Origin of the sequence: Marinobacter algicola DG893 (assembly GCF_000170835.1) — a bacterium.
Taxonomy (GTDB): Bacteria; Pseudomonadota; Gammaproteobacteria; order Pseudomonadales; family Oleiphilaceae; genus Marinobacter; species Marinobacter algicola.
Map to the genome: position 1 here is coordinate 22,030 of NZ_ABCP01000007.1, position 25,195 is coordinate 47,224.

The window sequence follows — 25,195 nt, forward strand, 5'->3', positions numbered from 1 at the left end:
TTTTTTGTAACACCTGGCATTAAGCAAACACTTACTTAACGCTTTTGATGGTGCCCTTGTAACCTTCAACAGTGACGTTGATGGTTGCAAACACCACGTAATCGTCCTTCTGGACGGTGTAACGCGGAGCAACAATCACGTCAGCGCCGGATTCCTGAATCGCGTTGTAGGCAGCTGCTGCCTTGACGGACTCAACCGGGTTCGGCAGCGCGAAAGGCAGAACACTTCCACCGCTACCACCGGCAGAGTAGGCAACGCCATCAGCGTATTCAGTTTCAGCACCCAGGGTGAAGAACAGAACCTTGGTTGCAGAGGATTGACCGGTAATTTTCTCGCCTACTTCGATGTCAGCCTTGACGTCGGTAGCAACGGAGCCGGACAGCGGCAGGGAAGGAGCGCTGGTGTTCAGTGAGGAACAGCCAGTCAGTGCGCCGGCAAGAATCAGTGATGATGCGACAAGAACTTTTTTCAAAACTCAATCTCCATGTGTTGTGTACAAGCCTTCATGGCCGCGCGCACTATACCCAAACAAACGCTATATAACAAGATCATCATAAAAGAACATTTTTTAGCCGATTTAGAAATATGAACACGTGATCACACTTTTGACTTTGCGGGCCAAATCAATCACTCAGCGCCTTTGTAATTTGCCTTCCTGAGATTTCAACTATACTCAGAGTCAACGGTCGACCTGTCTCCACGGGAAATCAGTCAGGGCCGTTAGCGCGCCGGCCCCGGGACCCTCTCAGGCGGGCATGGCGCGTTTGCGACGACAGCTAAACCAAACAAGGAGTGGATAATGAAAAAACTCATCGCAGGTGCACTGCTCATGGGTGCTTCTACCCTAGCCTTCGCTCAGCCTGGTTGCGGCGTGGGTGCAATGATCTGGAAAGGACAGTCAGGCATCGCCCCCCACGTTCTGGCGGCAACCACCAACGGTACTTTCGGTAACCAGACGTTTGGTATGACCACCGGTACCCTGGGTTGCCAGACCAACCAGTCCGTGCAATCCATGGCCATGTACATGGACAGCAACATCGATAAGGTAGCCCGCGACATGTCCCGTGGCTCCGGCGAGAATCTGGACACCCTGGCCGTACTGCTGGGTGTGGACGAGGCGGATCGCGACTCTTTCCGCAAAGTTCTGCAGGATAATTTCGCCACCATCTTCCCATCGTCCGACACCACCTCTGGCGAGGCTGTCGATGCCATCGTAGCCCTGCTGGAGCAGAATGATACGCTGAGCAAGTACGTAGCCGCCTGATCTTCGGGCGCGAAAAAAAAGGAGTTTGCGCGCCATGGACGGCGCAACGAATTTCTCACCATCCACCTGTCGCCTAACCCGGAATTGACTGACCATCCATGCGCACTTCGCTTCGGTTCGCGCTGGCCCTTATCTGGCTGGCATCCTGTCTTAATGCATTTGCCTCATCGCTCCCCGACACCGGAAACCTGCATCTGAATCCTGCGTGGCTGACCCTGCTCCATTACCAACCCGATCGCTTTGGCGACGGCTACACCGGTCAGGCGGACGACGATGCCTTCTATCTCAGCGACAACGGCAAAACCTCACCAAAGGCGGAGTTGGAAGCCACACTCACGGCCATCACCCAACCCGGAGGCGGAAATGAGCACGCGCGCTGCCGCTTCCCGGCACGGGACCGCTGGCTGAGGACGCAACTGGACCTGCCGGGGCACCCCGTAAACTGCCCCGCTTTCGAGGAATGGACCGACGAGTTGAATACTGAAACCGTGACCCTGGTGTTCGCCGCGTCGTATCTGAACAGCCCATCGTCCATGTTTGGTCACACGTTCCTACGCCTCGACCCACCCCGGGAAGACGAAGAAACGAACCTGATCCTGGCCAACACCATTTCCTATGCCGCCGATGCAGCTGCACACGACAGCGAAATCCTGTTTGCCTACAAAGGCATTTTCGGTGGCTACCCGGGCATTACCTCTATCCAGCCCTACTACGAAAAAATTCGCCTCTATTCCGACATTGAGCACCGGGACCTGTGGGAGTACACCCTCAACCTCACCCAGGCGGAAGTGGACATGATGCTCGCCCATACCTGGGAGATACGCGACCGCAACTTCGATTACTACTTTTTTGACGAAAACTGCGCCTACCGCCTGCTGGCCCTGATCGACGTCGCCCGACCCGGCACCGACCTGCTGGGGGAAGTTGGCACCCATGCCATTCCCTCGGACACGGTGCGATGGGCTGTCGACAAGGGGCTTGTCGACTCCGTCTACTACCGCCCCTCAGCAGCCACCAACGTCAGCCACCGCATCGACGCCCTGTCGGACGATCATCAGACACTCGCCGCCGCCATCGCCAACGGGTATGTGGATGCCGATGCGCCCGAGGTACAAGCGTTAAGCGATGAGCCGCGTGCGAGGGTGCTGGACGCCACCTACGACTATGTTCGCTACCAAAGCGAAGCCGAGGGCTGGCCCAGGGAACACGCAGCCCCACTCTCCCATGACCTGCTAAGGGAACGCAGCGAGATCCGCGGGGTCGCAATACAGGACGGCCCCCCGGAGCCTGCCATCCGGGACGACCAGGGCCATGACACCTTTCGCGCCAGCGTCAGCGGCGGGCGCATGGGTGACCGCAACTTTAGCGAACTCACGTTACGCCCCGCCTACCACGATGTACTTGACCCTCCCGCAGGCTACCGTGGCGGAGCACAACTCCAATTCCTGCGCCTGGACGCCCGCCTTTACACGGACAACGACGAAGTACAGGTTGAACAACTGACCGGCGTGGAAATCCGCTCCCTCTCGCCGCGCAACCAGTTCTTCTCGCCACTGTCCTGGCAAGTCGGCTTCGGCGGCCGCCGCACTGACACCGAAACCAACCGCGTATTCACCCCCTACCTCGAGGGCGGTGCCGGTGGAAGCTGGCGACTGACAACCGGCACCCAGGCCTTCGCCATGGCCACCGCCGACCTGGAAATCGACAACGACCTGCGCAGCGGTTACGACGCTGCGCCCGGCGCCGATCTGGGCATACTCCACCAAAACAACCAGTTCAGCCTTCTGGGTGGCGTGAAAACCAAGGCCTGGATCGTCAGCAACCAACACCGCCAGGACCAAGCCTACCTGGAAGGCAACTGGCACCTCGGACGGGACTTCAGCCTGTTCGGAAAATTCAGCCGTGAAGACCACTACGACAGGTACCGCAGCACATGGCAACTCGGACTCCACGCCTACTTCTGACAACTCTGAGAACACTGGCCAGCCTCATCGCCGCGTTTACCCTGCTGCTGCAGACCGGCTGCAGCAGCGTGTTCTTCTACCCAGACCAGGTTACCTACATCACCCCGGACCGACTGAACCTGGACTACGAAGATGTGTTCGTGGAAACCCCGGACGGCGAAACCCTCCACGGCTGGTGGCTCCCCGCCAATTCCGAACCGAAGGGGACTGTTTACTTCCTTCACGGCAACGCCCAGAACATCAGCAGCCACATCATGAATGTCGCCTGGCTGCCTGAGAAGCGCTACAACGTCTTCCTGATCGACTACCGGGGATATGGGCGCTCTACCGGCGCACCGGACATAGAAGGCACCCTGCACGACGCAGAGACCGGTCTTCGGTGGCTGGTTGGACAACAGGACGTCGAAAACCGCCCCCTGTTCCTACTTGGCCAGAGCCTCGGCGGCGCACTGGGAACCGCCCTTGCGAGCGAATGGGTTCAACGCAATGAACAACCACCTCTTGATGGCGTCATCCTCGACGGCACCTTCTCCGGCTTCCGCGCCATCGCCCGTGAAAAACTCGGCGACTTCTGGCTCACCTGGCCGCTGCAGGTTCCATTGAGCTGGACGATCACTGACGAATACGAAGCTCACGAACGCATCGGTGATATCAGCCCGGTTCCAGTGATGGTGATTCACAGTGTTCGGGACGGAATCATCCCGTTTCATCATGGGGAGCGATTATATGAAGCGGCGGCGGAACCAAAATCGTTTTTGCAAACGGATACGCCCCACGCCTCAACATTTGTGATTCCGGGGTATCAGGAGGAAGTTCTGGAATTCATGGAAGGCGAGTAAACAGCCTGGGCGTCCGTCGCAGACAGGCTTTCAAAACCGTGGAGCGCCAGGGATGGCGCGACCGAGCCCTACAGGGACGTATTTACGTGGCGTGTTTTGAAAGCCTGTCTGCGACGGGCGCTTCACAAGGATCGAAGGCCTGAAAATAAAAAACCCGCCAAACTCCGAAGAGCGGCGGGTTTTTGTCAAAGACAGAGCTTACAGCGCGGACAGATCCGTCGGCTGCTCACCTTCCTTCACTTCCTTCATGGACAGCTTCACGCGCCCCCGGTTGTCCACATCCAGAACCTTGACCAGAACTTCCTGACCTTCGCTCAGCTCGTCAGTCACATTCTCGATACGACGCTCGGAGATCTGGGAAATGTGCACCAGACCATCCTTGCCAGGCAGGATGTTAACAAAGGCGCCAAAGTCCACAATGCGCTCAACGCGACCGCTGTAGATAGCGCCAACTTCGATTTCCGCAGTGATTTCCATCACCCGCTTCATCGCAGCATTGGCCGCATCCTGATTGTCAGCGTAGATCTTCACGTTGCCATCATCATCCAGATCGATGGAAGCGCCGGTCTCGTCACAGATAGAGCGAATGGTGGAACCGCCCTTGCCGATAACGTCACGGATCTTCTCCGGGTTGATCTTGATGGTGGTGATGCTTGGCGCGCGGCTGGAAAGCTCTTTACGCGGCGCAGAGATAACCTTCGCCATCTCACCCAGGATGTGCAGACGTGCTGCATTGGCCTGGTCCAGAGCAATTTCCATGATCTCGTCAGTGATGCCCTGAATCTTAATGTCCATCTGCAGCGCAGTGATACCGTCCGAGGTACCCGCAACTTTAAAGTCCATATCACCGAGGTGATCCTCATCACCCAGGATGTCGGTCAGAACCGCGAACTGGTCGCCTTCCTTGACCAGACCCATGGCGATACCGGCCACCGGCGCCTTGATGGGCACGCCCGCGTCCATCAGCGCCAGGCTGGAACCACAGACAGACGCCATGGAGCTGGAACCGTTGGATTCGGTGATTTCGGACACCGCACGGATGGTGTACGGGAATTCTTCCATGGTGGGCATAACCGCTGCCACACCACGCTTGGCCAAACGGCCGTGGCCAACTTCACGACGGCCCGGCGTACCCACACGGCCAGCTTCACCAACGGAGTACGGAGGGAAGTTGTAGTGGAACAGGAACGGGTCTTTACGCTCACCTTCCAGGGCATCGATGATCTGCATATCACGCGCAGTACCGAGCGTGGTGGTCACGATGGCCTGGGTCTCGCCACGGGTAAACAGGGCGGAGCCGTGGGTGCTGGGCAGAACGCCAACTTCCACTTCAATGGGGCGAACGGTCTTGTTGTCACGGCCATCGATACGCGGCTTGCCATCGATAACCTGCTGGCGAACGATGGTCTTCTCAACCTTGGCGAAATACTTCTTCACTTCGTCTTCCGCCGGCTGACCTTCTTCCTCTCCGGCCAGTTTTTCAACGGCCGCGGACTTGATCTCGCTCAAGCGGGCATAGCGCTCCATCTTGTCACGGATACCATAGGCCTGCTCGATATCGGCCGAAAAGTCAGCCTTTACAGCGTTCAGAAGCTCAGTGTTCTCTGCTTCTGGCTGCCACTCCCAACGAGGCTTGCCAACTTCAGCGGCAAATTCCTTGATCGCGGTAACCGCTGTCTGCATTTCCTGGTGCCCGAAGAGCACGGCGCCCAGCATCTGGTCTTCTGTCAGGCCCTTGGCTTCGGATTCAACCATCAGAACCGCGTCTTCAGTACCGGCAACCACCATGTCCAGCAGGGAGGTTTCCAGTTCTTCAAAGGTCGGGTTCAGGAAGTAGCCACGCTCGTTGGTGTATGCAACGCGGGATGCACCTATAGGACCATCGAACGGGATACCGGAGATGGACAGGGCGGCGGAAGCGGCCAGCATGGCGGCAATATCCGGATCCTGGTTCTTGCTGGAGGACATGACCGTAGTGATGACCTGGGTTTCGTTCATGAATCCCTTGGGAAACAGCGGACGAATCGGACGGTCAATCAAACGGGACGTCAGGGTTTCTTTCTCGGACGGACGGCCTTCACGCTTGAAGAAACCACCCGGGATTTTGCCCACAGCGTAGGTCTTCTCGAAGTAGTTAACGGTCAGCGGGAAAAACGGCTGGCCCGGCTTGGCTTCCTTGGCGGCAACCACCGTACCCAGTACCGAAATGTCGTCTACGGTAACCAGCACAGAACCGGTAGCCTGGCGGGCGATGCGACCAGTTTCGATGGTGACGGTCTTGCCGCCGAGTTCGAACGATTTTTTAACGGGATTAAGATCCACGGTAACTCCTGAATTCATCATTTCAATTGGTTGACCCGGACAACTCGCCCCTGCGAATTATCCGCTATAACTGCAACATAGTCCGAAGTGATGAACTGAAGGGTAGCCCGTCTGAAAGCTAACAGGCTGTTGCAAAACCCCGGGGACAGAAGCCACTTGGCTAAACCGGGCTTTTCAACAACCTGCTATCAAATTCAGCTTTCCGTTACGACAGGGAGTTCAGTTCCTTCAGGGTTCACAGACAGACACGATGCAGGAGAGAGGCACAACCAGCGGGGCTATCAAAGCCCCGCCGGCCGTTAAGTACAACCGGATTAGCGACGCAGGCTCAGACGCTGGATCAGGTCCAGGTAGCGGTCTGCATTCTTACGCTTCAGGTAATCCAGCAGTTTACGACGCTGGTTAACCATCCGGATCAGACCACGGCGGGAATGGTGATCCTGCTTGTTGGTCTTGAAGTGATCCTGCAGCTTGTTGATGTTGTGGCTCAACAGTGCAACCTGAACTTCAGGAGAACCGGTATCGCCATCACCTTGCTGAAAATCCTTAACGATCTGTGCTTTCTCGTCGGCAGAAAGTGCCATAAAACTCACCTCATTGTCGCGATGCTATCGAATTCGGCCGAACCACGCATCTCTACAGCCCGGCTAACTGGCAATAACCCTTAAAGGGCTATCAGCCACTCTTCACCAGACGACGAGGCACCAGTTTGGTCGCCTCCCCCTCCGGGAATCCTTCCGCCAGCCCGACAAAACGCCCGTTGCCATAAAGGCGAACGAACCCTTCCGCAGGCTGACCCGATATTCTAACTGGTTGTCCGTTCAATATCGACACCAGCGAACTGCCTTCCAGATCCCGCTCCGGGAACATGGACAGAGCAGCATCCGGGGCCACCAGCAGGCCATCCAGACTTTCACCTTCTTCGCGCATGGACTCCAGCATTGAAACCTCACGGGCATCCGCCAGCGTGAAACCGGAGGCCATGGTGCGGCGCAATGCCGTGACATGGGCACCGCAGCCCAATGCCTCGCCAATGTCCTCCACCAGCGAGCGAATATAGGTGCCTTTCGTGCAACTTACCGCGATATCAATCTCGGTCTCGCGCACCTCCAGCAGCGTCAGCTCGTATATGGTCACCGGGCGCGACGGACGCTCCACTTCAATACCTTCCCGCGCGTACTCATAGAGCGGCCTGCCCTTGTGTTTTAACGCGGAATACATGGAGGGAACCTGCTGGATATCGCCACGAAAGCGCTCCAACACCGGTTCCAGAGCTTCGGCATCGAGCCCAGGGGGCACCGGTTTCTCAGCGACCACGGCACCTTCGCTGTCCCCGGTTTCGGTGCGGACACCCAGACGAGCGGTGGCAATGTAGGCTTTGTCGCTGTCCAGCATCATCTGGGAAAACTTGGTGGCTTCACCAAAGCACAACGGCAACACACCGGTGGCCAGCGGGTCCAACGCACCGGTGTGACCGGCCTTGGCCGCCCCGAACAGGCGTTTTACCTGCTGCAGGATGCCGTTGGATGTTATGTCCATCGGCTTGTCGATCACCAGGATGCCGTTAACATCGCGGCCTTTACGACGTCGACTCAAGCGTTTTGCTCCGGATCATCAGACGCCCCGTCGTTGCGGGCGTCGTCCTCACGGTCAACCACTGGCTTGTCGCCAACCGCTTCCCGAATCAGGTTGTCCATGTGGCGACTGTGCCCAAGCAGCGTATCGAAATGAAAACGCAACTGGGGCGTCACCCGCAATTTCATGGCACGGCCGACCTGCCCTTTCAGGAAGCCAGCCGCTTTATTCAGCACTGTCAGGGAATCCCGCACCTGCGGCGATTCCTCGGTCAGCTCTTCGGTGGTCAGCAGCGACACGTAAACGTCTGCATAACCCAGGTCACGGCTCACCTTGACGGCATTCACCGTGACCATACCCACCCGCGGGTCCTTGACCTCCCGCTGGATGAGTTGGGCCAGCTCTCGCTGCATCTGATCGCCGATGCGATCAATCCGGCTGAACTCTCTTGGCATCAGGTTTCCTTTAATCTCAGGCGCATCACGCGCCGGTGGACTCAAGCTTACGCTCAACCCGAACGCGATCGAATACCTCGATCTGGTCGCCGACTTTCACGTCGTAGCCCTTAACGCCGATACCACACTCCATACCGTTGCGGACTTCGGGTACGTCATCCTTGAAGCGGCGCAGCGATTCCAGCTCGCCTTCAAAGATAACCACGTTGTCACGCAGGACACGGATCGGCTTGTTGCGGTAAACGTTACCCTCGGTGACCATACAGCCAGCCACCTGGCCAAACTTCGGCGAACGGAACACATCACGCACATCGGCAATGCCCACGATATCCTCGCGGAATTCCGGCGCCAGCATGCCGGTCAGAGCTGCTTTCACATCGTCAATCAGGTTGTAAATGATGCTGTAGTAGCGCAGATCCAGACCTTCCTGCTCCACCAGACGCTTGGACGCGGTGTCCGCACGTACGTTGAAGCCGAAGATAACCGCGTTGGTCGCCATGGCAAGACTGATGTCCGTCTCTGCGATACCACCAACGCCCGAGGACACGATCTTGACCTGTACTTCATCGTTGCCAAGATCCTGCAACGACTTGGTGATGGCTTCGAGGGAACCACGAACGTCGGTCTTGAGCACCACGTTGAGGGTTTTGACCTCGTCCTTACCCATATTCTCAAACAGGTTCTCAAGCTTGGCAGCCTGCTGCCTGTGCAGACGCTGCTCCCGCTCGCGGGACTGACGGAACTCCGCCAGTTCCTTGGCTTTCTTTTCGTCGGCCACGGCAAAGAACTCATCACCAGCGTTCGGCGTGCCGTTCAAGCCCAGGATTTCCACCGGAATGGAAGGCCCGGCTTCTTTGACCTGCTTGCCGGCCTCGTCGGTCATGGCGCGAACCTTACCGAAGAAGGAACCAGCCACCACCATCTCGCCCTGACGGAGCGTGCCGTTCTGGACCAGTACGGTGGCCACGGAACCGCGACCACGCTCAAGGCTGGATTCGACAACCACACCCTTCGCAGGGGCGTCCGGAGAGGCCTCAAGCTCAAGAATTTCGGCCTGCAGCAGCAGCGCCTCAAGCAAATCTTCAATGCCGTCACCGGTATGGGCGGATACAGGGATGAACTGAACATCACCGCCCCAGTCTTCCGGAATAACTTCCATACCGGCCAATTCGGTCTTGATACGATCCGGGTCGGCCTCTTCCTTGTCCATCTTGTTGATGGCAACAACGATGGGAACGCCGGCGGAACGTGCGTGATCCACGGCTTCCTTGGTTTGCGGCATTACACCGTCATCGGCAGCCACCACCAGGATAACGATGTCAGTGCACTGGGCACCCCGCGCACGCATCGCCGTGAAGGCAGCGTGACCCGGAGTATCCAGGAAGGACACCATGCCATGGTCAGTTTCCACGTGGTACGCGCCGATGTGCTGGGTGATACCCCCAGACTCGCCGGACGCCACCTTAGTGCGACGAATATAGTCCAGCAGCGAGGTCTTACCATGGTCAACGTGACCCATTACGCTGACGACAGGCGCACGCTTGGTCTTTTCCTTGCCTTCAAAGGAGAATTCGCTCAGAACTTCTTCCTCGAACGCGTCTTCACTAACCGTGTTGGCTTTGTGACCGAGTTCCTCAGTCACCAGCACAGCGGTTTCCTGATCGAGAGCCTGGTTGATCGTCGCCATTACCCCCATGCCCATCAGTTTCTTGATGACGTCCGCTGACTTGACGGCCATCCGTTGGGCGAGATCACCCACTGTGATCGTCTCGGGAATATCGACTTCTCGTACCATTGGCTTGGTCGGCCTCTCGAAAGCATGACGCTTTTCTTTGGGTTTCTTTTTCGCACGGAGCGGCTTGCGCAGCGTAGTGTCTTCTTCCTCTTCATTGATAATCAGAGGTTCTTCCACTGGACGGCTGCGGGGCCCACGGTGTCCTGCAGACTTCTTCTTGGGCTTACCTTCTTCCGGCTCGTCACCGCGCTCACGGGCCTTCTCTTTCTTCTTCTTCGGCTTGCGATCCTTCCCTTCGCCTTCTTCAGGCGGCGGAATCGGCATGTCTTCCGGCGCGGGAACCGGTGATGGTTCCGGCTCGGCAGCCACTTCCGGCTGAGCTTTTTCTTCCTTTTTCTCCTCGACGGCCGGCTCTTCAGCCGGAGACTCGGAAACCGGCGCTTCCGTCGTGGGCGCTTCTGCAGTTTGCGCCTGCTCAGCCGCTACGGCTGTTGGCGCTTCGTCCTGCTCGGCAGCTTCTTCCTGCTTCGCCGCTTCCGGCTCGAGCTCGGCGCGCTTGATATACGTACGGCGCTTGCGAACCTCAACATTGACCGTTTTGGTACGGCCCGCTTTCAGCGTGGTTGTTGTCTTGCGCTTGAGAGTGATTTTCTTGGGCTCAGCCTCACTCTCACCGTGATTCTTTTTCAGATAGGTCAGCAACTGCTGCTTCTCATCACTGGTAACAGAATCCCCTTCGGAGCGGGCTTTCAGGCCAGCCTCCACGATCTGTCGCAGCAAACGATCCACGGGAGCGCCTACATCTGCGGCCAGTTGTTTTACCGTTACATCAGCCATACTGGTCCTCCTCCCGATTAAGCCTGGTCTTCAAACCAGGGGGCGCGTGCTGCCATAATCAACTGGCCGGCACGCTCTTCTTCCATTCCTTCAATGTCAAGCAGGTCGTCAACCGACTGCTCTGCAAGATCTTCCATGGTACGAATCCCCATACCGGCCAGTTTGAAAGCCAGGCCACGGTCCATACCGTCCATTGCGAGAAGATCTTCTGCGGGCTCAGCGCCCTCTAACGCCTCTTCACTGGCCAGGGCCTGATTCAACAGGGCGTCCTTGGCACGACGGCGCAATTCGGTCACGGTTTCTTCATCAAAACCGTCTATGGCAAGCATCTCTTCCATGGGGATATACGCCACCTCCTCAATGGAGGTAAAGCCTTCCTCAATGAGGACGCCTGCAAATTCCTCGTCCACATCCAGATTGCCGGTGAAGTGCTCAAGCAGAGAATTATACTCCTGCTCCTGACGCTCACCCGCCTCTTCCTCAGTCATGACGTTCAGCGTCCAACCCGTAAGGTCCGTAGCCAACCGAACGTTTTGACCATTCCGGCCAATGGCCTGGGCCAGATTGTCCTCAGCTACTGCCACTTCCATGGTATGGCGATCCTCATCCATAACAATGGACGCGACTTCTGCCGGCGCCATGGCATTAATGACCAGTTGCGCGGGGTTGTCGTCCCACAGCACGATATCCACACGTTCGCCACCCAACTCGTTGGAAACCGCCTGTACTCGTGAACCACGCATGCCCACGCAGGCGCCCACCGGATCAATCCGGCGGTCGTTGGTTTTGACTGCAATCTTGGCGCGGGAACCCGGGTCCCTTGCTGCGCCACGAATTTCAATCAGCTCCTCCGCGATTTCCGGCACCTCAATACGGAACAGTTCGATCAGCATCTGCGGATCGGTACGGCTCAGAATCAGCTGCGGGCCGCGATGATCGGTACGAATTTCCTGCAGCAGAGAGCGCACACGATCACCCATACGGAACGTTTCACGGGGGATCAGGTGTTCACGGGGCAGCAGGGCTTCGGCATTGGCACCCAAGTCCACGATGACGTTGTCACGTGTTACTTTCTTTACGGTGCCAGAGACGAGTTCACCCACGCGATCACGGTAACTGTCGACAATCTTGGTGCGCTCGGCTTCCCGCACTTTCTGGAATATGATCTGTTTCGCTGCCTGGGCACCGATACGGCCAAAAGCAACGGATTCCACTTTCTCTTCGTGGGTATCTCCGGGCTGCAGACTCTTGTCGATGTCTTCCGCTTCCTGCATGGTCAGCTCGGTGCCCAAGGCAGGAACCGCATCGTTATCAACCACCAGCCAGCGACGGAACGTCTCATATTCGCCGGTGCGGCGATCAATGGAAACGCGGATATCCGCTTCCTCGTCGTCGTAGCGTTTTTTGGCAGCGGTGGCGAGTGCCAGCTCGATTGCTTCGAAGATCACGTCCTTCTCGACACCTTTCTCGTTCGAGACGGATTCAACCACCAGCAAGATCTCTTTACTCATTGGATTGCCCTGCCCTTAAAAATAAACTTTGCGTCCACTGACTTACTCAAATACCGGAACGATGTTGGCTTTCTCGATGCTATCGAATGGCAACAGGTATTCGTGATCATCAACAACCACGACAACGTCGTCTCCTTCAATGCCTTTAATCAGGCCCTGAAACTTGCGACGCCCCTCGAATGCCATTCGTAATTTGATCTGGACCTGGTGGCCTGCGAATGCCTCATATTGCTCCAGACGGAACAACGGCCGGTCCATGCCCGGAGATGATACCTCCAAGGTATACTCCGTCTGGATGGGGTCTTCCACATCCATTACGCCGCTGGCCTGACGACTGACTTTCTCACAGTCTTCAATGCCGATGCCGTTTTCGGCATCGTCAATAAAAATCCTCAACAGGGAATGGTGTCCCTGGGAGCGAAATTCAATGCCCCAAAACTCATAACCCAGACCTTCCACAATGGGCCTGAGCAATTCTTCCAGCTGCTTCAACTTGGCTGACAAGGTTATCCCGTCTCCGTTACTCGATTTTTCCGACCCCAAAAACAAAAAAAGGGCTGTTGATCAGCCCTTTTTATGCACCAGGGCCTGATGCGCCAGGCCCCTTAATCAAAAAGCCCCTAAAAAGTGGGGCCCTTTGTTGCAAGAACTCACAGGGGAAAAGCAATCTAAACACCCCCTGCTGACAGACACCTGGCCTGCCTGGAACCGGCAGGGCAAACTGCGCCCGGAGCCCGCTCCAATATCCGCCGGAGTATAGAGACGCCGGCCTTACTGGTCAAGGACTGACCAAAAAAAACGGCCTGGTAAATCCAAGCCGTTTTTCTTCTTAATATGGTGCCCAGGGCCGGACTCGAACCGGCACGGCTTTCGCCACTACCCCCTCAAGATAGCGTGTCTACCAGTTCCACCACCTGGGCAGCACCCTTACTCGAGCTCGGGGAGTTTATTCTCATCCCCGCGCCCGGCTTCGCTTTCTGTCGCTGAATCACCTTCAGCCTGCCCGGCATCCGATGCTGCCGGAGACTCCTGAACCACAGGAATACCCGCCTCACCTGCCACTTCGGCACGCTGCTTGGCAAATACAGCCAGCGAAAAACTCGTTACAAAAAATACAATAGCCAGCAAGGTTGTGGCGCGAGTCAGAAAACTGCTGCTGCCCTCGCTGCCAAACACGGTCTGGGAGGCACCGCCACCGAATGCAGCACCGGCATTGGCACCTTTACCCTGCTGGAGCAGGACCAGCGTCACCAGCGCCACCGCAATGAGCACGTGCAGAACGACAACCAGTGTTTCGACCCAATCCATAATGACTCTCTAATGACTCTTGCTAATGGCTTTCGCGAACCTTTAACGTTCAGGATTTGCCCGGCACCGCCCGGCAAATACTCACAAAATCGCTTGCATCCAATGACGCGCCACCAATCAACCCGCCATCGATATCCGGCTGAGCAAAAAGCGCCGCGGCATTATCCGCTTTTACACTGCCGCCGTAAAGCAGCGACACTTCATCCGCCGGAGCCCCAAGGGACATCAACACAGCGCGGATGGCGGCATGCATGGCCTGAGCATCATCGGCGGTCGCGGTTTTACCCGTCCCTATGGCCCAAACTGGCTCATAGGCAATCACAACCTGCTGCCACAACCCATTGCCGACGTCAGCGACGGCTTTGCGGACCTGCCGGGACACGACATCTTCTGCCTTGCCCGCATCACGCTCTTCGAGGGTCTCGCCAACGCAAATGACAGCGACCAACCCGGACGCCAAGGCCTGCTCGACCTTGGTAGCAACCTGCTCATCGGTTTCGCCGAAGAGTTGCCTGCGCTCCGAATGCCCAACCAAGGTGAAGCCACAGCCGCAATCTTTTGCCATCGCTGCGGAGATTTCCCCGGTGTAGGCGCCTGAACTCCAGCACGCTACGTTCTGGACACCAACAGCCAGCTTCTTGCCTGCCTGCTCAACGACATCGTCAACAAACAGGGCGGGAGGAATAATAACAGCCTCCACACCATTATCAAACGATGCTAACTCGGACCGGACTTGACCAACCAGATTGCTCACGAGGCCTTTCGACCCGTTCATTTTCCAGTTGCCGGCGACAATCTTACGGCGCATAAAAAACCCCTGAATCAAGGGAGGGCGAACTATACAGCAGTCTTTTACGGCAGACAACTGCCCCTGACCACAAAATCATGCCCGCGAATTCTCAACCACAACAGCCAGTTCCTCGGCAATTTTCACGATTTGTGTCTCATCTTGCCCTTCCGTCATTACCCGGATCAGAGGTTCAGTGCCCGATGCCCTCAGCAGCACGCGACCACCACCACCCAGCTTGGCCTCCGCCGATTCCACGGCTCTGACAATATCCTCGCGACCGAGGGGATCGAAACGCTGGTCGACGCGTACATTGATCATTTTCTGTGGCAGCTTGCTCATGCCCTGGCGCAAATCTGCCAGGGAACTGCCTGAACGACGAATCGCCAACAAAACCTGAAGCGCCGACACAATACCATCACCCGTGCTGGTGCAATCACGGATGACCATATGGCCGGAACCCTCTCCGCCGAGCAGCCAGCCCCGGTCGATGAGTCGCTCCATGACATAGCGGTCGCCGACTTTTGCGCGCTCGAAATCAATACCCTGCTCCCTGAGCGCCAACTCAACACCCAGATTGGTCATCAGGGTACCCACTACACCCCCCTTCAATGTACCGGCGGCATGACGTTGCGCGGCGATCACGTAGAGCAACTCGTCGCCATCGACTTCCGACCCGTCACGATCCACCATGAGCACCCGGTCACCATCACCATCAAAAGCAATCCCGAGATCGGCCTGCTTCTCAAGAACGGCCCGGCTCAATGATTCCATGTGGGTGGAACCAACATTGAGATTGATGTTCAAACCGTCAGGCTCGCCCCCCACCACGGAGATCTTCGCCCCCAACTCGCGAAACACCTTCGGGGCAACGTGGTAGGTAGCGCCGTGGGCACAATCCAGGACAATATGAAGCCCTTCGAGTGAAAACTCATTGGGTACCGTACTCTTACAGAACTCAACGTATCGGCCTGGGGCGTCATCAACACGAAACGCCTTGCCTAACTCTTTCGATCCGCAGACCTCAATGGGCTTATCCAGCCACTTCTCGATCTCTGTTTCCAAAGCATCATCCAGCTTGGTCCCAGCGGGGGAGAAAAACTTGATACCGTTGTCGTGGTGCGGATTGTGGGACGCACTGATGACAATACCCGCGGAGGCGCGAAAGGTTCGGGTCAAATAGGCGATGGCAGGGGTGGGCATGGGGCCCAGCAGTTTCACGTCCACTCCGGCCGCGGACAAACCTGCTTCCAGGGCGGATTCGAACATATAGCCCGAGAGACGGGTGTCTTTGCCAATCAGCACACTGTTGCGCTGCCCGTCCTGCTTGAAGGCCTGCCCTGCGGCCCAACCCAGGCGCAGCATGAACTCGGGTGTTATGGGATACTCACCCACCCGACCCCGGATACCGTCCGTACCAAAATATTTTCTGTCACTCATCGTCCAGCTTCCTCCATTGCCGTCACCACTTTAACGGCATCGACTGTTTCCCTGACATCGTGGACGCGAATGATGGATGCGCCCTTCATGGCGGATATTGTCGCGGCAGCGAGACTTGCGGGCAAGCGTTCACTGACATCACGACCGGTGATATGACCCAGCATACTCTTGCGGGACATGCCCACCAGTATTGGGTGCCCCAGCAACTGCAGTTGTTCCAGCGAGGCCAACAGCTGAAGGTTGTGCTGCGGAGACTTGCCGAAACCAAAGCCGGGGTCAAGGATGATATTGTCTGGCCGCACACCGGCTTTTTCTATCACCCGCATCCGCTCGGTGAGGAACGAACTGACCTCCCGCCGCACATTCCGGTAGCGAGGATCATCCTGCATGGTATCCGGCTCTCCCTGAATGTGCATGACACACACCGGCACGCCTGCGCTTGCCGCCACCTCGGGCGCTCCATCCCGCTGCAGCGCCCTGACGTCGTTAATCATCCCGGCACCGAGCTTCACCACCTCCGCCATAACCTGGGGAGAGCTGGTATCGACTGAAACGACAACGTCCAGATCACGGGCAATCGCCTCCACCACCGGACAAACTCTCGCTAACTCTTCCTCAACAGACACCGGAGTAGCACCTGGCCGTGTGGACTCACCCCCTACATCAATAAAAGCCGCACCGTCCGCCACCATCTCGCGAGCCCTCGCCAGGGCAATCTCGACGGTACTATACCGACCTCCATCCGAAAAAGAGTCCGGCGTCACATTCAGGATCCCCATGACGTGGCAGCCGGACATGCCCAGAATCCTGCCCGCGAAGTTCATCTGCATAAATAACCTTTTCTGCAACCCGCAAAAACAAACGCCGCCCCGTCAGGGGCGGCGTTCAGTCTTCAACTACATCGGTCCAGTATCCAGCCTGGCTCAGTGCTCACCGGCCGGTCGACCAACACCTGGTTGGCGACCGTCGTCGGAACCCTTCGGAGCAGGCGCCTGCTCAGGCTCATCAGCCGGAACACCACCGGAGGGACCGCTATCCCCCCAACCTTTCGGCGGACGGGGCTCACGACCTTCCATAATGTCATCAATCTGGTGACGGTCGATGGTCTCGTATTTCATCAGGGCGTCCGCCATCAGGTCGAGCTTGTCACGGTTATCGACGAGCAACTGCTTCGCCTTTTCATAACAGCTGTCAATGATGTTGCGAACTTCTTCATCGATACGCTGCGCCGTTTCAGGAGAATAGACCGTCTGCGCCTGGCCGGCAGACCGGCCAAGGAAAGGCTCTTCGCTGTCGGTATCGTACTGCAGTGGGCCGAGCTTCTCCGACAGCCCCCAGCGCGTCACCATATTGCGCGCCAGGCTGGTTGCCCGCTCGATATCGTTGGAAGCACCGGTGGTGACGCCATCGAAACCGAGGGTCAGTTCTTCTGCAATACGACCACCAAACAGGCTGCAGATCGAACTGATCAGGAAGCGCTTGCTGTGGCTGTACTTGTCTTCCTCTGGCAGGAACATAGTGACACCCAAGGCGCGGCCGCGAGGAATGATACTGACCTTGTAGACCGGATCATGCTCAGGCATCAGACGCCCGACAATGGCGTGACCGGACTCGTGGTATGCCGTATTACGCTTCTCTTTCTCGCTCATGACCATGGATTTGCGCTCGGCGCCCATCATGATCTTGTCTTTCGCGAGCTCAAACTCTTCCATGGAGACCAGACGCTGGTTGCGACGGGCCGCAAACAACGCAGCTTCGTTCACCAGGTTCGCCAGGTCAGCACCCGAGAAGCCAGGCGTGCCACGGGCAATCAACACAGGCTCTACCCCATCGGCCAGGGGCACTTTTTTCATGTGTACCTTGAGAATCTGCTCACGGCCGATGATGTCCGGCAATCCGACAACGACCTGGCGGTCAAAGCGCCCCGGGCGGAGCAGAGCCGGGTCCAGCACGTCCGGACGGTTGGTGGCGGCAATCACGATAACGCCTTCATTACCCTCAAAGCCGTCCATCTCTACCAGCAGCTGGTTCAGTGTCTGCTCACGCTCGTCGTGACCGCCACCCATGCCAGCGCCGCGATGGCGGCCAACGGCATCGATCTCGTCGATGAAGATGATACAGGGGCTCTGCTTCTTGGCCTGCTCGAACATGTCACGGACACGGGAGGCACCCACACCTACGAACATCTCCACGAAGTCCGAACCGGAGATTGAGAAGAATGGCACCTTGGCCTCACCGGCAATCGCCTTGGCGAGCAGGGTCTTACCGGTACCCGGCTGACCTACCATCAGTACGCCCTTGGGAATACTGCCACCAAGACGCTGGAACTTGCTGGGATCCCGCAGGAAATCCACCAGCTCCTTGACGTCTTCCTTGGCCTCGTCGACACCGGCAACGTCACCAAAGGTGGTTTTGATCTGATCCTCGCTCATCAGGCGGGCTTTACTCTTGCCAAAGGACATGGGTCCTTTGCCACCGCCACCGCCCTGCATCTGCCGCATAAAGAATACGAACAGCGCGATAATGATAAGGATGGGGAAGGCAGCCACCAACAACTGAGTCCAGAGGCTTTGACGCTCCGGCTCCTTACCGATGACTTCCACATTGTTGGCCAGCAGATCGTCCATCAGCTTGTTGTCGGACACCTGAGGGCGGATGGTCTGGAACTGGGAGCCGTCACCACGGGTACCCTGAACCTGCAGACCGTCAATGGTGACCTGACGGACCTGTCCGTCCTGCACCATTTCCACAAACTGCGAATAATTGACCTGTTGTCCGCTGGTGGTGGGCGTGAAATTCTGAAACACCATCAGCAGTACGGCGGCTATAATCAGCCAGAGAACCAGATTTTTTGCCATATCGTTCAAGGATCGTCACCTGTGAATTGAAGGATCGCCCCGTCAGGAGAAAGCCTTTTCGGACACCTTACACCAATTGTACGCCCGTCCACCAGAATCGGCCTATCCGTATCGACCACTGCGGGGGTGTCAATCCCACGGTCATTCCGTTCCGGAGCGGGTCAGCCCTTAAATCCCTTGCACACCTGATAAATCTCCCTGGATCTTGCACGGGAGGAGTCAGGCTTCCTGCTGACAACGGTGCCAAAACTTTTACGCATTTCAGCCAGCAGGGCATCAAATCCCTCTCCCTGAAATACTTTGGCGACAAACACGCCACCGGGCTTCAGGACTTGCTGCGCCATATCCAGCGCCAGCTCCACCAAACCCATGGCGTTAGGAATATCCACTGCCGCCATACCACTCATATTGGGTGCCATATCCGAAATTACAACGTCAGCGCGGCGATCACCCAGTAAATCCAGCAATTCATCCAGCACTGACTGCTCGGTAAAATCGCCCTGGACGAACGCCACACCTGCAATCGGGCTCATTTCAAGAATGTCGCTGGCAACCACCACGCCGTTGTCACCGACCCGTTCTATCGCCACCTGTGACCATCCGCCAGGCGCGGCACCCAAATCAACAACGGTCTGCCCGGGGCGGAACAGGCGATCCTTATTGTCGAGCTCGATCAGCTTATAGCTGGCCCGCGAACGATAGCCGTCTTCCCGGGACTTTTTGACCCAGACATCATCAAAATGTTCCTTCAGCCAGCGGTCACTGGTTTTCGAGCGAGCCAAAACCTACCTCCATAAAGCGCTCCAATTGGGCCTCCGATCATATGGGTACGTGGTAACGGCGATTTCACCGGCCGATTGATCTGATACAATCCCGCGATTATACGGAATTGGCGAGCGTTTCGCCGCTGACGTTTTATTAATCGCACCCATAAAGAGATCACATAATGAGTCTTTCGCCGGAACAGCGCCGGGAATACCGGGGCATCGCCCACAACCTGAAGCCCGTTATCATTGTCGGCGACAAGGGCCTGACCGAAGGGCTTCAGGAGGAACTCGAGCGGGCCCTGAACGACCACGAGCTGATCAAGATCAAGGTTGCCAGCCAGGACCGCGAAACCCGCCAGGAAGCCGTTGCCGCCCTGTGCGAAGCCTCCGGTGCGGAGCTGGTGCAGACTATCGGCAAGATCGCCGTGATCCTGCGCCGGGCGAAAAAGCCCAACCCCAAGCTGTCCAACCTGCTGCGCCAGAAACACTGACGCTGTCAGCACGCCAGAGCCACACAATGTAAAAAGCCGGCTGTTGTTCGCAGCCGGCTTTTTGTTTGCAGAATTCGCACCCGACGAATGTCAGATGTGCTCTACCTGCTCGATTTCATACTCAACGGTGCCCGAAGGCACACGCACGGCAACCACGTCACCCTCGCTTTTACCCACCAGAGCCCGCGCGATTGGCGAGGAAATGGACAGCTTTCCAGCCTTGATGTCTGCCTCATCCTCACCAACGATCTGGTAGCTGACCTGCTCGTCGGTATCGACATTGAGCAGTTGCACCGTGGTGCCGAAGATCACCTTACCGGTGTTTTCGATGGTGTTGACGTCGATCACCTGGGCTGCTGACAGCTTGCCTTCGATTTCCTGGATACGCCCTTCGATAAAGCTCTGCTGCTCCCGAGCGGCGTGGTATTCCGCGTTCTCTTTCAGGTCGCCGTGTTCGCGGGCATCGGAAATAGCCGCGATCACCCGGGGACGATCTTCGGACTTCAGTTTCTGAAGCTCCTCACGTAGGCGGATTTCACCCGCCTTTGTCATGGGTACTCTGTCAGCCATAGTCTTACTTTCCTGCGTGTAGATCCTGGAGGCGGCGCACAGTGCGCTCGGGGCCGAACTTGATGGCCCTGCAGAAGGCTTCGCCGCCCGCCAGTGTCGTTGTGTAGGTTACCTTGGTCTGCAGGGCCGACTGGCGAATCTGTGCCGAGTCGGAAATCGCCTTGCGACCTTCGGTGGTGTTAATAATCAGCTGCACCTGACCATTCTTAATCGCGTCCACGATATGCGGACGACCTTCACGAACCTTGTTTACCCGGTCAACGGTGAGCCCGGCCTGCTTCAGCGCCTTGGCGGTACCGGTGGTGGCAATCACCTTGAAACCGGCGTCAATCAGATCCTGTGCCACCTTCGCGGCCCCGGGCTTGTCGACGTCCCGCACAGACATGAAAGCCGTGCCCTTGGCCGGCAGGCGCTCACCAGAGGCCAGGGCTGCCTTGGCAAAGGCTTCGTCGAAGCTGTCACCAATACCCATCACCTCACCGGTGGATTTCATTTCCGGCCCCAGGATCGGGTCCACCGCCGGGAACTTGTTGAACGGGAACACCGATTCCTTGACGGAATAGTAAGTCGGTACAATTTCCTGGGTGAAGCCCTGCTCCGCCAGTGACGTGCCAGCCATGCAACGGGCCGCCACTTTGGCCAGTGAAACACCGATGGCCTTGGACACAAACGGCACGGTACGGGACGCCCGCGGGTTGACCTCGATCACGTAGATCTGACCACCCTGCCAGGCCAACTGGACGTTCATCAGGCCGATGACATCCAGTTCAATGGCCATCTTGCGTACCGCCTCGCGCATCTCATCCTGCACATCTTTCGGCAGGGTGTAGGGCGGAAGGGAACAGGCGGAGTCACCGGAGTGCACGCCGGCCTGCTCAATGTGCTGCATGATACCGCCGATCACCACGTCCTTGCCGTCACTGATGGCGTCAATGTCCACCTCAATAGCGGCATTGAGGAAGTGATCCAGCAGCACCGGGCTGTCGTTGGAAACCAGCACCGCATTGCGCATGTAGCGAACCAGCTCTTCCTCGTCATAGACGATTTCCATGGCACGGCCACCCAGCACGTAGGAGGGGCGCACCACCAACGGGTAACCGATCTCGCGAGCCGCCAGAATGCCTTCTTCATGACTGCGCACGGTGGCGTTTTCCGGCTGGATCAGGCCAAGGCGGCCGATCATCTGCTGGAAACGCTCCCGGTCTTCGGCGCGGTCGATGGCGTCCGGGCTGGTACCGATAATAGGCACGCCCGCCGCTTCCAGGCCTCGGGCCAGTTTCAGCGGGGTTTGGCCACCGTACTGGACAATCACACCCTTGGGTTTTTCGACGTGGATAATTTCCAGCACGTCTTCCAGGGTTATTGGCTCGAAATAGAGTCGGTCCGAGGTATCGTAGTCAGTGGAAACGGTTTCCGGGTTACAGTTGATCATAATGGTTTCATAACCGTCGTCGCGCATCGCGAGGGCGGCGTGAACACAGCAGTAATCAAACTCAATACCCTGACCGATGCGGTTGGGACCACCGCCGATCACCACAATCTTCTCGCGACCAGAGACATCCGCCTCGCACTCTTCCTCATAAGAGGAATACATATAGGCCGTCGAGGACGCGAATTCAGCCGCACAGGTGTCCACCCGCTTGTAAACCGGGCGGATGTCCAGATCATGACGCAGCTTACGCAAGCTGACTTCGGAAATACTCAGGAGCTTGGCCAGGCGCGCATCGGAGAACCCTTTGCGCTTGAGACGGAACAATGTGTCGCGATCAATATCCGCCTTGCCGGCGGATTTGAGGGCAGCCTCTTCCTTGATCAGGTCTTCGATCTGTACCAGATACCAGGGGTCTACATGCGTGTTGTTGAACACTTCCTCCACGGTCATTCCGGCACGGAAGGCATCGCCGATGTACCACAGGCGCTCGGCGCCGGGAACGTTCAGTTCCTGGGTCAGGGTTTCCTGGCCGTCGGTGGTGTTCAGATCGACCTTCTCTTCAAATCCGTCGGAGCCCACTTCCAGGCCACGCATGGCTTTCTGCAGGGACTCCTGGAAGGTACGGCCGATGGCCATCACTTCACCCACGGATTTCATCTGGGTGGTCAGGCGCGCATCAGCCTGGGGGAACTTCTCGAAAGTGAAGCGCGGAATCTTGGTGACCACATAGTCGATGCTGGGCTCGAACGAGGCCGGAGTGACGCCACCGGTGATTTCGTTGCGCAGCTCATCAAGGGTGTAACCCACCGCCAGCTTGGCGGCCACCTTGGCAATCGGGAAACCCGTTGCCTTGGACGCCAGCGCCGAAGAACGCGACACACGGGGATTCATCTCGATGACAACGACACGGCCGTTGTCCGGATTCACGCCGAATTGCACGTTGGAACCGCCGGTTTCCACACCGATCTCACGCAGCACCGCCAGAGAGGCGTTCCGCATGATCTGATATTCCTTGTCGGTGAGGGTCTGGGCCGGCGCCACGGTAATGGAGTCACCGGTGTGGACACCCATGGCGTCAAAGTTCTCGATGGCGCAGACAATGATGCAGTTGTCGTTCTTGTCGCGGACAACTTCCATCTCATATTCTTTCCAGCCGATCAAAGACTCGTCGATCAACAATTCGTTGGTCGGCGACAGGTCCAGACCACGGGTACAGATTTCCTCGAACTCATCGCGGTTGTAGGCAATACCGCCGCCGGAACCACCCATGGTGAAGGACGGGCGGATGATGCAGGGAAATCCGATGTCATTGGCCACTTCCCAGGCTTCCGCCATGGAATGGGCAATCGTGGCGCGCGGGCACTCCAGGCCGATCTTCTTCATGGCCTTGTCAAAACGATCCCGGTCTTCGGCCTTGTCGATGGTGTCGGCATTGGCACCGATCATTTCCACACCATGCTCGGCCAGAACACCGTGCTTCTCAAGGTCCAGAGCGCAGTTCAGGGCAGTCTGACCACCCATGGTGGGCAGCAACGCGTCCGGCTGCTCTTTCTCGATGATCTTGGCAACGGTCTTCCAGGTGATGGGCTCGATGTAGGTGGCATCGGCCATTACCGGGTCGGTCATGATCGTGGCCGGGTTGGAGTTCACCAAAATAACCCGGTACCCCTCTTCACGCAGGGCCTTACAGGCCTGAGCTCCAGAGTAGTCAAACTCGCACGCCTGCCCGATCACGATGGGGCCCGCGCCCAGAATCAGAATGCTTTTAATGTCGGTACGCTTTGGCATCAACGTGCCTCCATCAGGCGGATAAATTCATCAAACAACGGCGCTACATCGTGCGGGCCGGGGCTCGCTTCCGGGTGACCCTGGAAACTGTAGGCTGGCTTGTCGGTACGGCGGATTCCCTGCAGAGACCCATCGAACAGGGATTTGTGGGTCGCCTCCAGATTGCCCGGCAGGCTGGTTTCGTCTACCGCAAACCCGTGGTTCTGACTGGTGATCATCACGGTACCGTCGGCGATGTTCTGTACCGGATGGTTGGCACCATGGTGGCCATGCCCCATTTTGATGGATTTGGCCCCACTGGCCAGGGCCAGCAACTGATGGCCAAGGCAGATGCCAAAGACGGGAATATCGGTCTCCAGCACATCTCGAATGGCGCTGATGGCGTAGTCACAAGGCTCTGGGTCGCCGGGGCCGTTGGATAGGAAAACACCATCCGGATTCATCGCCAGCACATCGGCAGCCGGGGTCTGGGCTGGTACAACGGTGATGTCGCAGCCGCGACTGGCCAGCATACGCAGGATATTGAGTTTCACACCGTAGTCCCAGGCGACAACCTTGAACTTCGATTCAGTGCGCTCGCCATAGCCACTTTCGATATCCCACTCGCTCTGGCTCCAGGTCCAGGCTTTCTCCGAGGTAACCTCCTTCGCCAGATCCATGCCTTTCAGGCCGGGAAAAGCGTTGGCCAGCTCCAGGGCGCGCTCGGCCGTGGCGTCTGCGCCGGCAACCACGGCGCCATTCTGGGAGCCCTTGTCCCGAAGGATTCGGGTCAGGCGACGGGTATCGATGTCGGCAATGCCGACGATGTTGTTGTCACGCAGGTAGTCCTGTAGCGAGCCAGTGCTGCGCCAGTTACTCACCAGCAGGGGCAGATCACGGATAATCAGGCCGGCGGCCTGGACGCGATCAGATTCGATGTCTTCTTCGTTCACACCGGTGCTGCCGATGTGGGGGTATGTAAGGGTGACAATCTGGCGGGAGTAGGACGGGTCGGTCAGAATTTCCTGATAACCGGTCATGGCGGTGTTGAACACCACCTCTCCGCTGGTTTCCCCTTCAGCGCCAATGGCGGTGCCGTAAAACAGGCTTCCGTCTGCGAGTGCAAGGATGGCAGGTATACTCAAGGCTTGTATCCTCATCGAGTGGCGTACAGGTTCGTCACGAACAGGAACGCAAGCGCAAATTCAGGTCGCAAAAAAGCGAGAGGGAGTTGAACTCCGTCCCGCTTTTTCTGTTGAGCGTTGTCAAAGCT

Annotated in this window: 21 protein-coding genes and 1 tRNA gene; 4 read left to right on the plus strand and 18 right to left on the minus strand. The window is 57.5% G+C overall.

Going from position 1 to position 25,195, the window contains the following annotated elements; genetic code table 11:
- Positions 1-31: 31 nt before the first annotated feature.
- Complete coding sequence (locus MDG893_RS07235) at positions 32-472, minus strand: hypothetical protein (protein ID WP_007153093.1); 441 nt, start codon at positions 470-472, stop codon at positions 32-34.
- A 327-nt stretch (positions 473-799) separates the two neighbouring features.
- On the opposite strand from MDG893_RS07235, the gene MDG893_RS07240 reads away from it, so the two are divergent.
- The 3 genes from MDG893_RS07240 to MDG893_RS07250 all read left to right on the plus strand — a co-directional run bounded on the left by MDG893_RS07240 (position 800) and on the right by MDG893_RS07250 (position 4,067).
- A complete protein-coding gene (locus MDG893_RS07240) occupies positions 800-1,264 on the plus strand; it encodes a DUF3015 domain-containing protein (RefSeq protein WP_007153094.1) in 465 nt (154 codons plus the stop codon).
- Positions 1,265-1,362: 98 nt separating this feature from the next.
- Entirely contained in the window at positions 1,363-3,228 is a 1,866-nt protein-coding gene (locus tag MDG893_RS07245) for an Lnb N-terminal periplasmic domain-containing protein (protein ID WP_007153095.1), read from the plus strand.
- Positions 3,198-4,067, plus strand: coding sequence for an alpha/beta hydrolase (locus tag MDG893_RS07250; RefSeq protein ID WP_007153096.1), 870 nt, complete (start codon positions 3,198-3,200; stop codon positions 4,065-4,067). The genes MDG893_RS07245 and MDG893_RS07250 overlap by 31 nt, the downstream gene beginning before the upstream one ends.
- 198 nt (positions 4,068-4,265) lie before the next feature.
- Here MDG893_RS07250 and pnp read toward each other — a convergent pair whose 3' ends face one another.
- From pnp to rlmE, 14 genes are all read right to left on the minus strand, one after another.
- On the minus strand, positions 4,266-6,389 hold the full coding sequence (pnp, locus tag MDG893_RS07255) for a polyribonucleotide nucleotidyltransferase (protein WP_040474398.1): 2,124 nt from the start codon (positions 6,387-6,389) through the stop codon (positions 4,266-4,268).
- 314 nt (positions 6,390-6,703) lie between these two features.
- Positions 6,704-6,973, minus strand: coding sequence for a 30S ribosomal protein S15 (rpsO, locus tag MDG893_RS07260; RefSeq protein WP_007153099.1), 270 nt, complete (start codon positions 6,971-6,973; stop codon positions 6,704-6,706).
- Positions 6,974-7,064: 91 nt separating this feature from the next.
- Entirely contained in the window at positions 7,065-7,985 is a 921-nt protein-coding gene (gene truB / locus MDG893_RS07265; RefSeq protein ID WP_007153100.1) for a tRNA pseudouridine(55) synthase TruB, read from the minus strand.
- Entirely contained in the window at positions 7,982-8,419 is a 438-nt protein-coding gene (rbfA, locus tag MDG893_RS07270) for a 30S ribosome-binding factor RbfA (RefSeq protein ID WP_007153101.1), read from the minus strand. Before rbfA ends, truB begins: the two co-directional genes overlap by 4 nt.
- 25 nt (positions 8,420-8,444) lie before the next feature.
- A complete protein-coding gene (infB, locus tag MDG893_RS07275) occupies positions 8,445-10,991 on the minus strand; it encodes a translation initiation factor IF-2 (RefSeq protein WP_007153102.1) in 2,547 nt (848 codons plus the stop codon).
- Positions 10,992-11,008: 17 nt separating this feature from the next.
- The gene (nusA, locus tag MDG893_RS07280; RefSeq protein ID WP_007153103.1) at positions 11,009-12,502 is read right to left on the minus strand and encodes a transcription termination factor NusA; all 1,494 of its coding nucleotides are present in this window, start codon (positions 12,500-12,502) and stop codon (positions 11,009-11,011) included.
- 42 nt (positions 12,503-12,544) lie between these two features.
- A complete protein-coding gene (gene rimP / locus MDG893_RS07285) occupies positions 12,545-13,006 on the minus strand; it encodes a ribosome maturation factor RimP (RefSeq protein ID WP_007153104.1) in 462 nt (153 codons plus the stop codon).
- 331 nt (positions 13,007-13,337) lie between these two features.
- A tRNA-Leu gene (locus tag MDG893_RS07290) sits at positions 13,338-13,422 on the minus strand.
- A 7-nt stretch (positions 13,423-13,429) separates the two neighbouring features.
- Positions 13,430-13,810 (minus strand): preprotein translocase subunit SecG, encoded by a 381-nt coding sequence (secG, locus tag MDG893_RS07295; protein ID WP_007153105.1) that lies wholly within the window; start codon positions 13,808-13,810, stop codon positions 13,430-13,432.
- 49 nt (positions 13,811-13,859) lie between these two features.
- Positions 13,860-14,618, minus strand: a complete 759-nt coding sequence (gene tpiA, locus MDG893_RS07300) for a triose-phosphate isomerase (protein WP_007153106.1) — start codon at positions 14,616-14,618, stop codon at positions 13,860-13,862.
- A 75-nt stretch (positions 14,619-14,693) separates the two neighbouring features.
- Positions 14,694-16,037 (minus strand): phosphoglucosamine mutase, encoded by a 1,344-nt coding sequence (gene glmM / locus MDG893_RS07305; protein WP_007153107.1) that lies wholly within the window; start codon positions 16,035-16,037, stop codon positions 14,694-14,696.
- Positions 16,034-16,867 (minus strand): dihydropteroate synthase, encoded by an 834-nt coding sequence (folP, locus tag MDG893_RS07310; RefSeq protein ID WP_007153108.1) that lies wholly within the window; start codon positions 16,865-16,867, stop codon positions 16,034-16,036. Before folP ends, glmM begins: the two co-directional genes overlap by 4 nt.
- A 93-nt stretch (positions 16,868-16,960) precedes the next feature.
- On the minus strand, positions 16,961-18,904 hold the full coding sequence (gene ftsH, locus MDG893_RS07315) for an ATP-dependent zinc metalloprotease FtsH (protein ID WP_007153109.1): 1,944 nt from the start codon (positions 18,902-18,904) through the stop codon (positions 16,961-16,963).
- A gap of 152 nt (positions 18,905-19,056) precedes the next feature.
- Positions 19,057-19,677: a 23S rRNA (uridine(2552)-2'-O)-methyltransferase RlmE gene (gene rlmE / locus MDG893_RS07320; protein WP_007153110.1), complete on the minus strand. Its 621-nt coding sequence runs from the start codon at positions 19,675-19,677 to the stop codon at positions 19,057-19,059.
- A 164-nt stretch (positions 19,678-19,841) separates the two neighbouring features.
- On the opposite strand from rlmE, the gene yhbY reads away from it, so the two are divergent.
- On the plus strand, positions 19,842-20,153 hold the full coding sequence (gene yhbY / locus MDG893_RS07325) for a ribosome assembly RNA-binding protein YhbY (RefSeq protein ID WP_007153111.1): 312 nt from the start codon (positions 19,842-19,844) through the stop codon (positions 20,151-20,153).
- A gap of 90 nt (positions 20,154-20,243) precedes the next feature.
- Here the strand turns inward: yhbY and greA are convergent, their stop codons facing one another.
- From greA to carA, 3 genes are read right to left on the minus strand one after another with little or no spacing between them, the layout of a single operon-like run.
- A complete protein-coding gene (greA, locus tag MDG893_RS07330; RefSeq protein ID WP_007153112.1) occupies positions 20,244-20,723 on the minus strand; it encodes a transcription elongation factor GreA in 480 nt (159 codons plus the stop codon).
- Between the two features lie 4 nt (positions 20,724-20,727).
- On the minus strand, positions 20,728-23,943 hold the full coding sequence (carB, locus tag MDG893_RS07335; RefSeq protein WP_007153113.1) for a carbamoyl-phosphate synthase large subunit: 3,216 nt from the start codon (positions 23,941-23,943) through the stop codon (positions 20,728-20,730).
- Positions 23,943-25,067: a glutamine-hydrolyzing carbamoyl-phosphate synthase small subunit gene (gene carA / locus MDG893_RS07340; protein WP_007153114.1), complete on the minus strand. Its 1,125-nt coding sequence runs from the start codon at positions 25,065-25,067 to the stop codon at positions 23,943-23,945. The genes carB and carA overlap by 1 nt, the downstream gene beginning before the upstream one ends.
- Positions 25,068-25,195: the final 128 nt, after the last annotated feature.

What these genes read in the sequence shown, in the direction of transcription:
- infB (WP_007153102.1), bottom strand. Translation starts at nt 10,991, where the DNA reads ATGGCTGATGTAACGGTAAAACAACTGGCCGCAGATGTAGGCGCTCCC.
- yhbY (WP_007153111.1), top strand. Translation starts at nt 19,842, where the DNA reads ATGAGTCTTTCGCCGGAACAGCGCCGGGAATACCGGGGCATCGCCCAC.
- MDG893_RS07245 (WP_007153095.1), top strand. Translation starts at nt 1,363, where the DNA reads ATGCGCACTTCGCTTCGGTTCGCGCTGGCCCTTATCTGGCTGGCATCC.
- rbfA (WP_007153101.1), bottom strand. Translation starts at nt 8,419, where the DNA reads ATGCCAAGAGAGTTCAGCCGGATTGATCGCATCGGCGATCAGATGCAG.
- folP (WP_007153108.1), bottom strand. Translation starts at nt 16,867, where the DNA reads ATGCAGATGAACTTCGCGGGCAGGATTCTGGGCATGTCCGGCTGCCAC.
- secG (WP_007153105.1), bottom strand. Translation starts at nt 13,810, where the DNA reads ATGGATTGGGTCGAAACACTGGTTGTCGTTCTGCACGTGCTCATTGCG.
- tpiA (WP_007153106.1), bottom strand. Translation starts at nt 14,618, where the DNA reads ATGCGCCGTAAGATTGTCGCCGGCAACTGGAAAATGAACGGGTCGAAA.
- glmM (WP_007153107.1), bottom strand. Translation starts at nt 16,037, where the DNA reads ATGAGTGACAGAAAATATTTTGGTACGGACGGTATCCGGGGTCGGGTG.
- nusA (WP_007153103.1), bottom strand. Translation starts at nt 12,502, where the DNA reads ATGAGTAAAGAGATCTTGCTGGTGGTTGAATCCGTCTCGAACGAGAAA.
- MDG893_RS07250 (WP_007153096.1), top strand. Translation starts at nt 3,198, where the DNA reads ATGGCAACTCGGACTCCACGCCTACTTCTGACAACTCTGAGAACACTG.
- greA (WP_007153112.1), bottom strand. Translation starts at nt 20,723, where the DNA reads ATGGCTGACAGAGTACCCATGACAAAGGCGGGTGAAATCCGCCTACGT.
- carB (WP_007153113.1), bottom strand. Translation starts at nt 23,943, where the DNA reads ATGCCAAAGCGTACCGACATTAAAAGCATTCTGATTCTGGGCGCGGGC.
- MDG893_RS07240 (WP_007153094.1), top strand. Translation starts at nt 800, where the DNA reads ATGAAAAAACTCATCGCAGGTGCACTGCTCATGGGTGCTTCTACCCTA.
- rpsO (WP_007153099.1), bottom strand. Translation starts at nt 6,973, where the DNA reads ATGGCACTTTCTGCCGACGAGAAAGCACAGATCGTTAAGGATTTTCAG.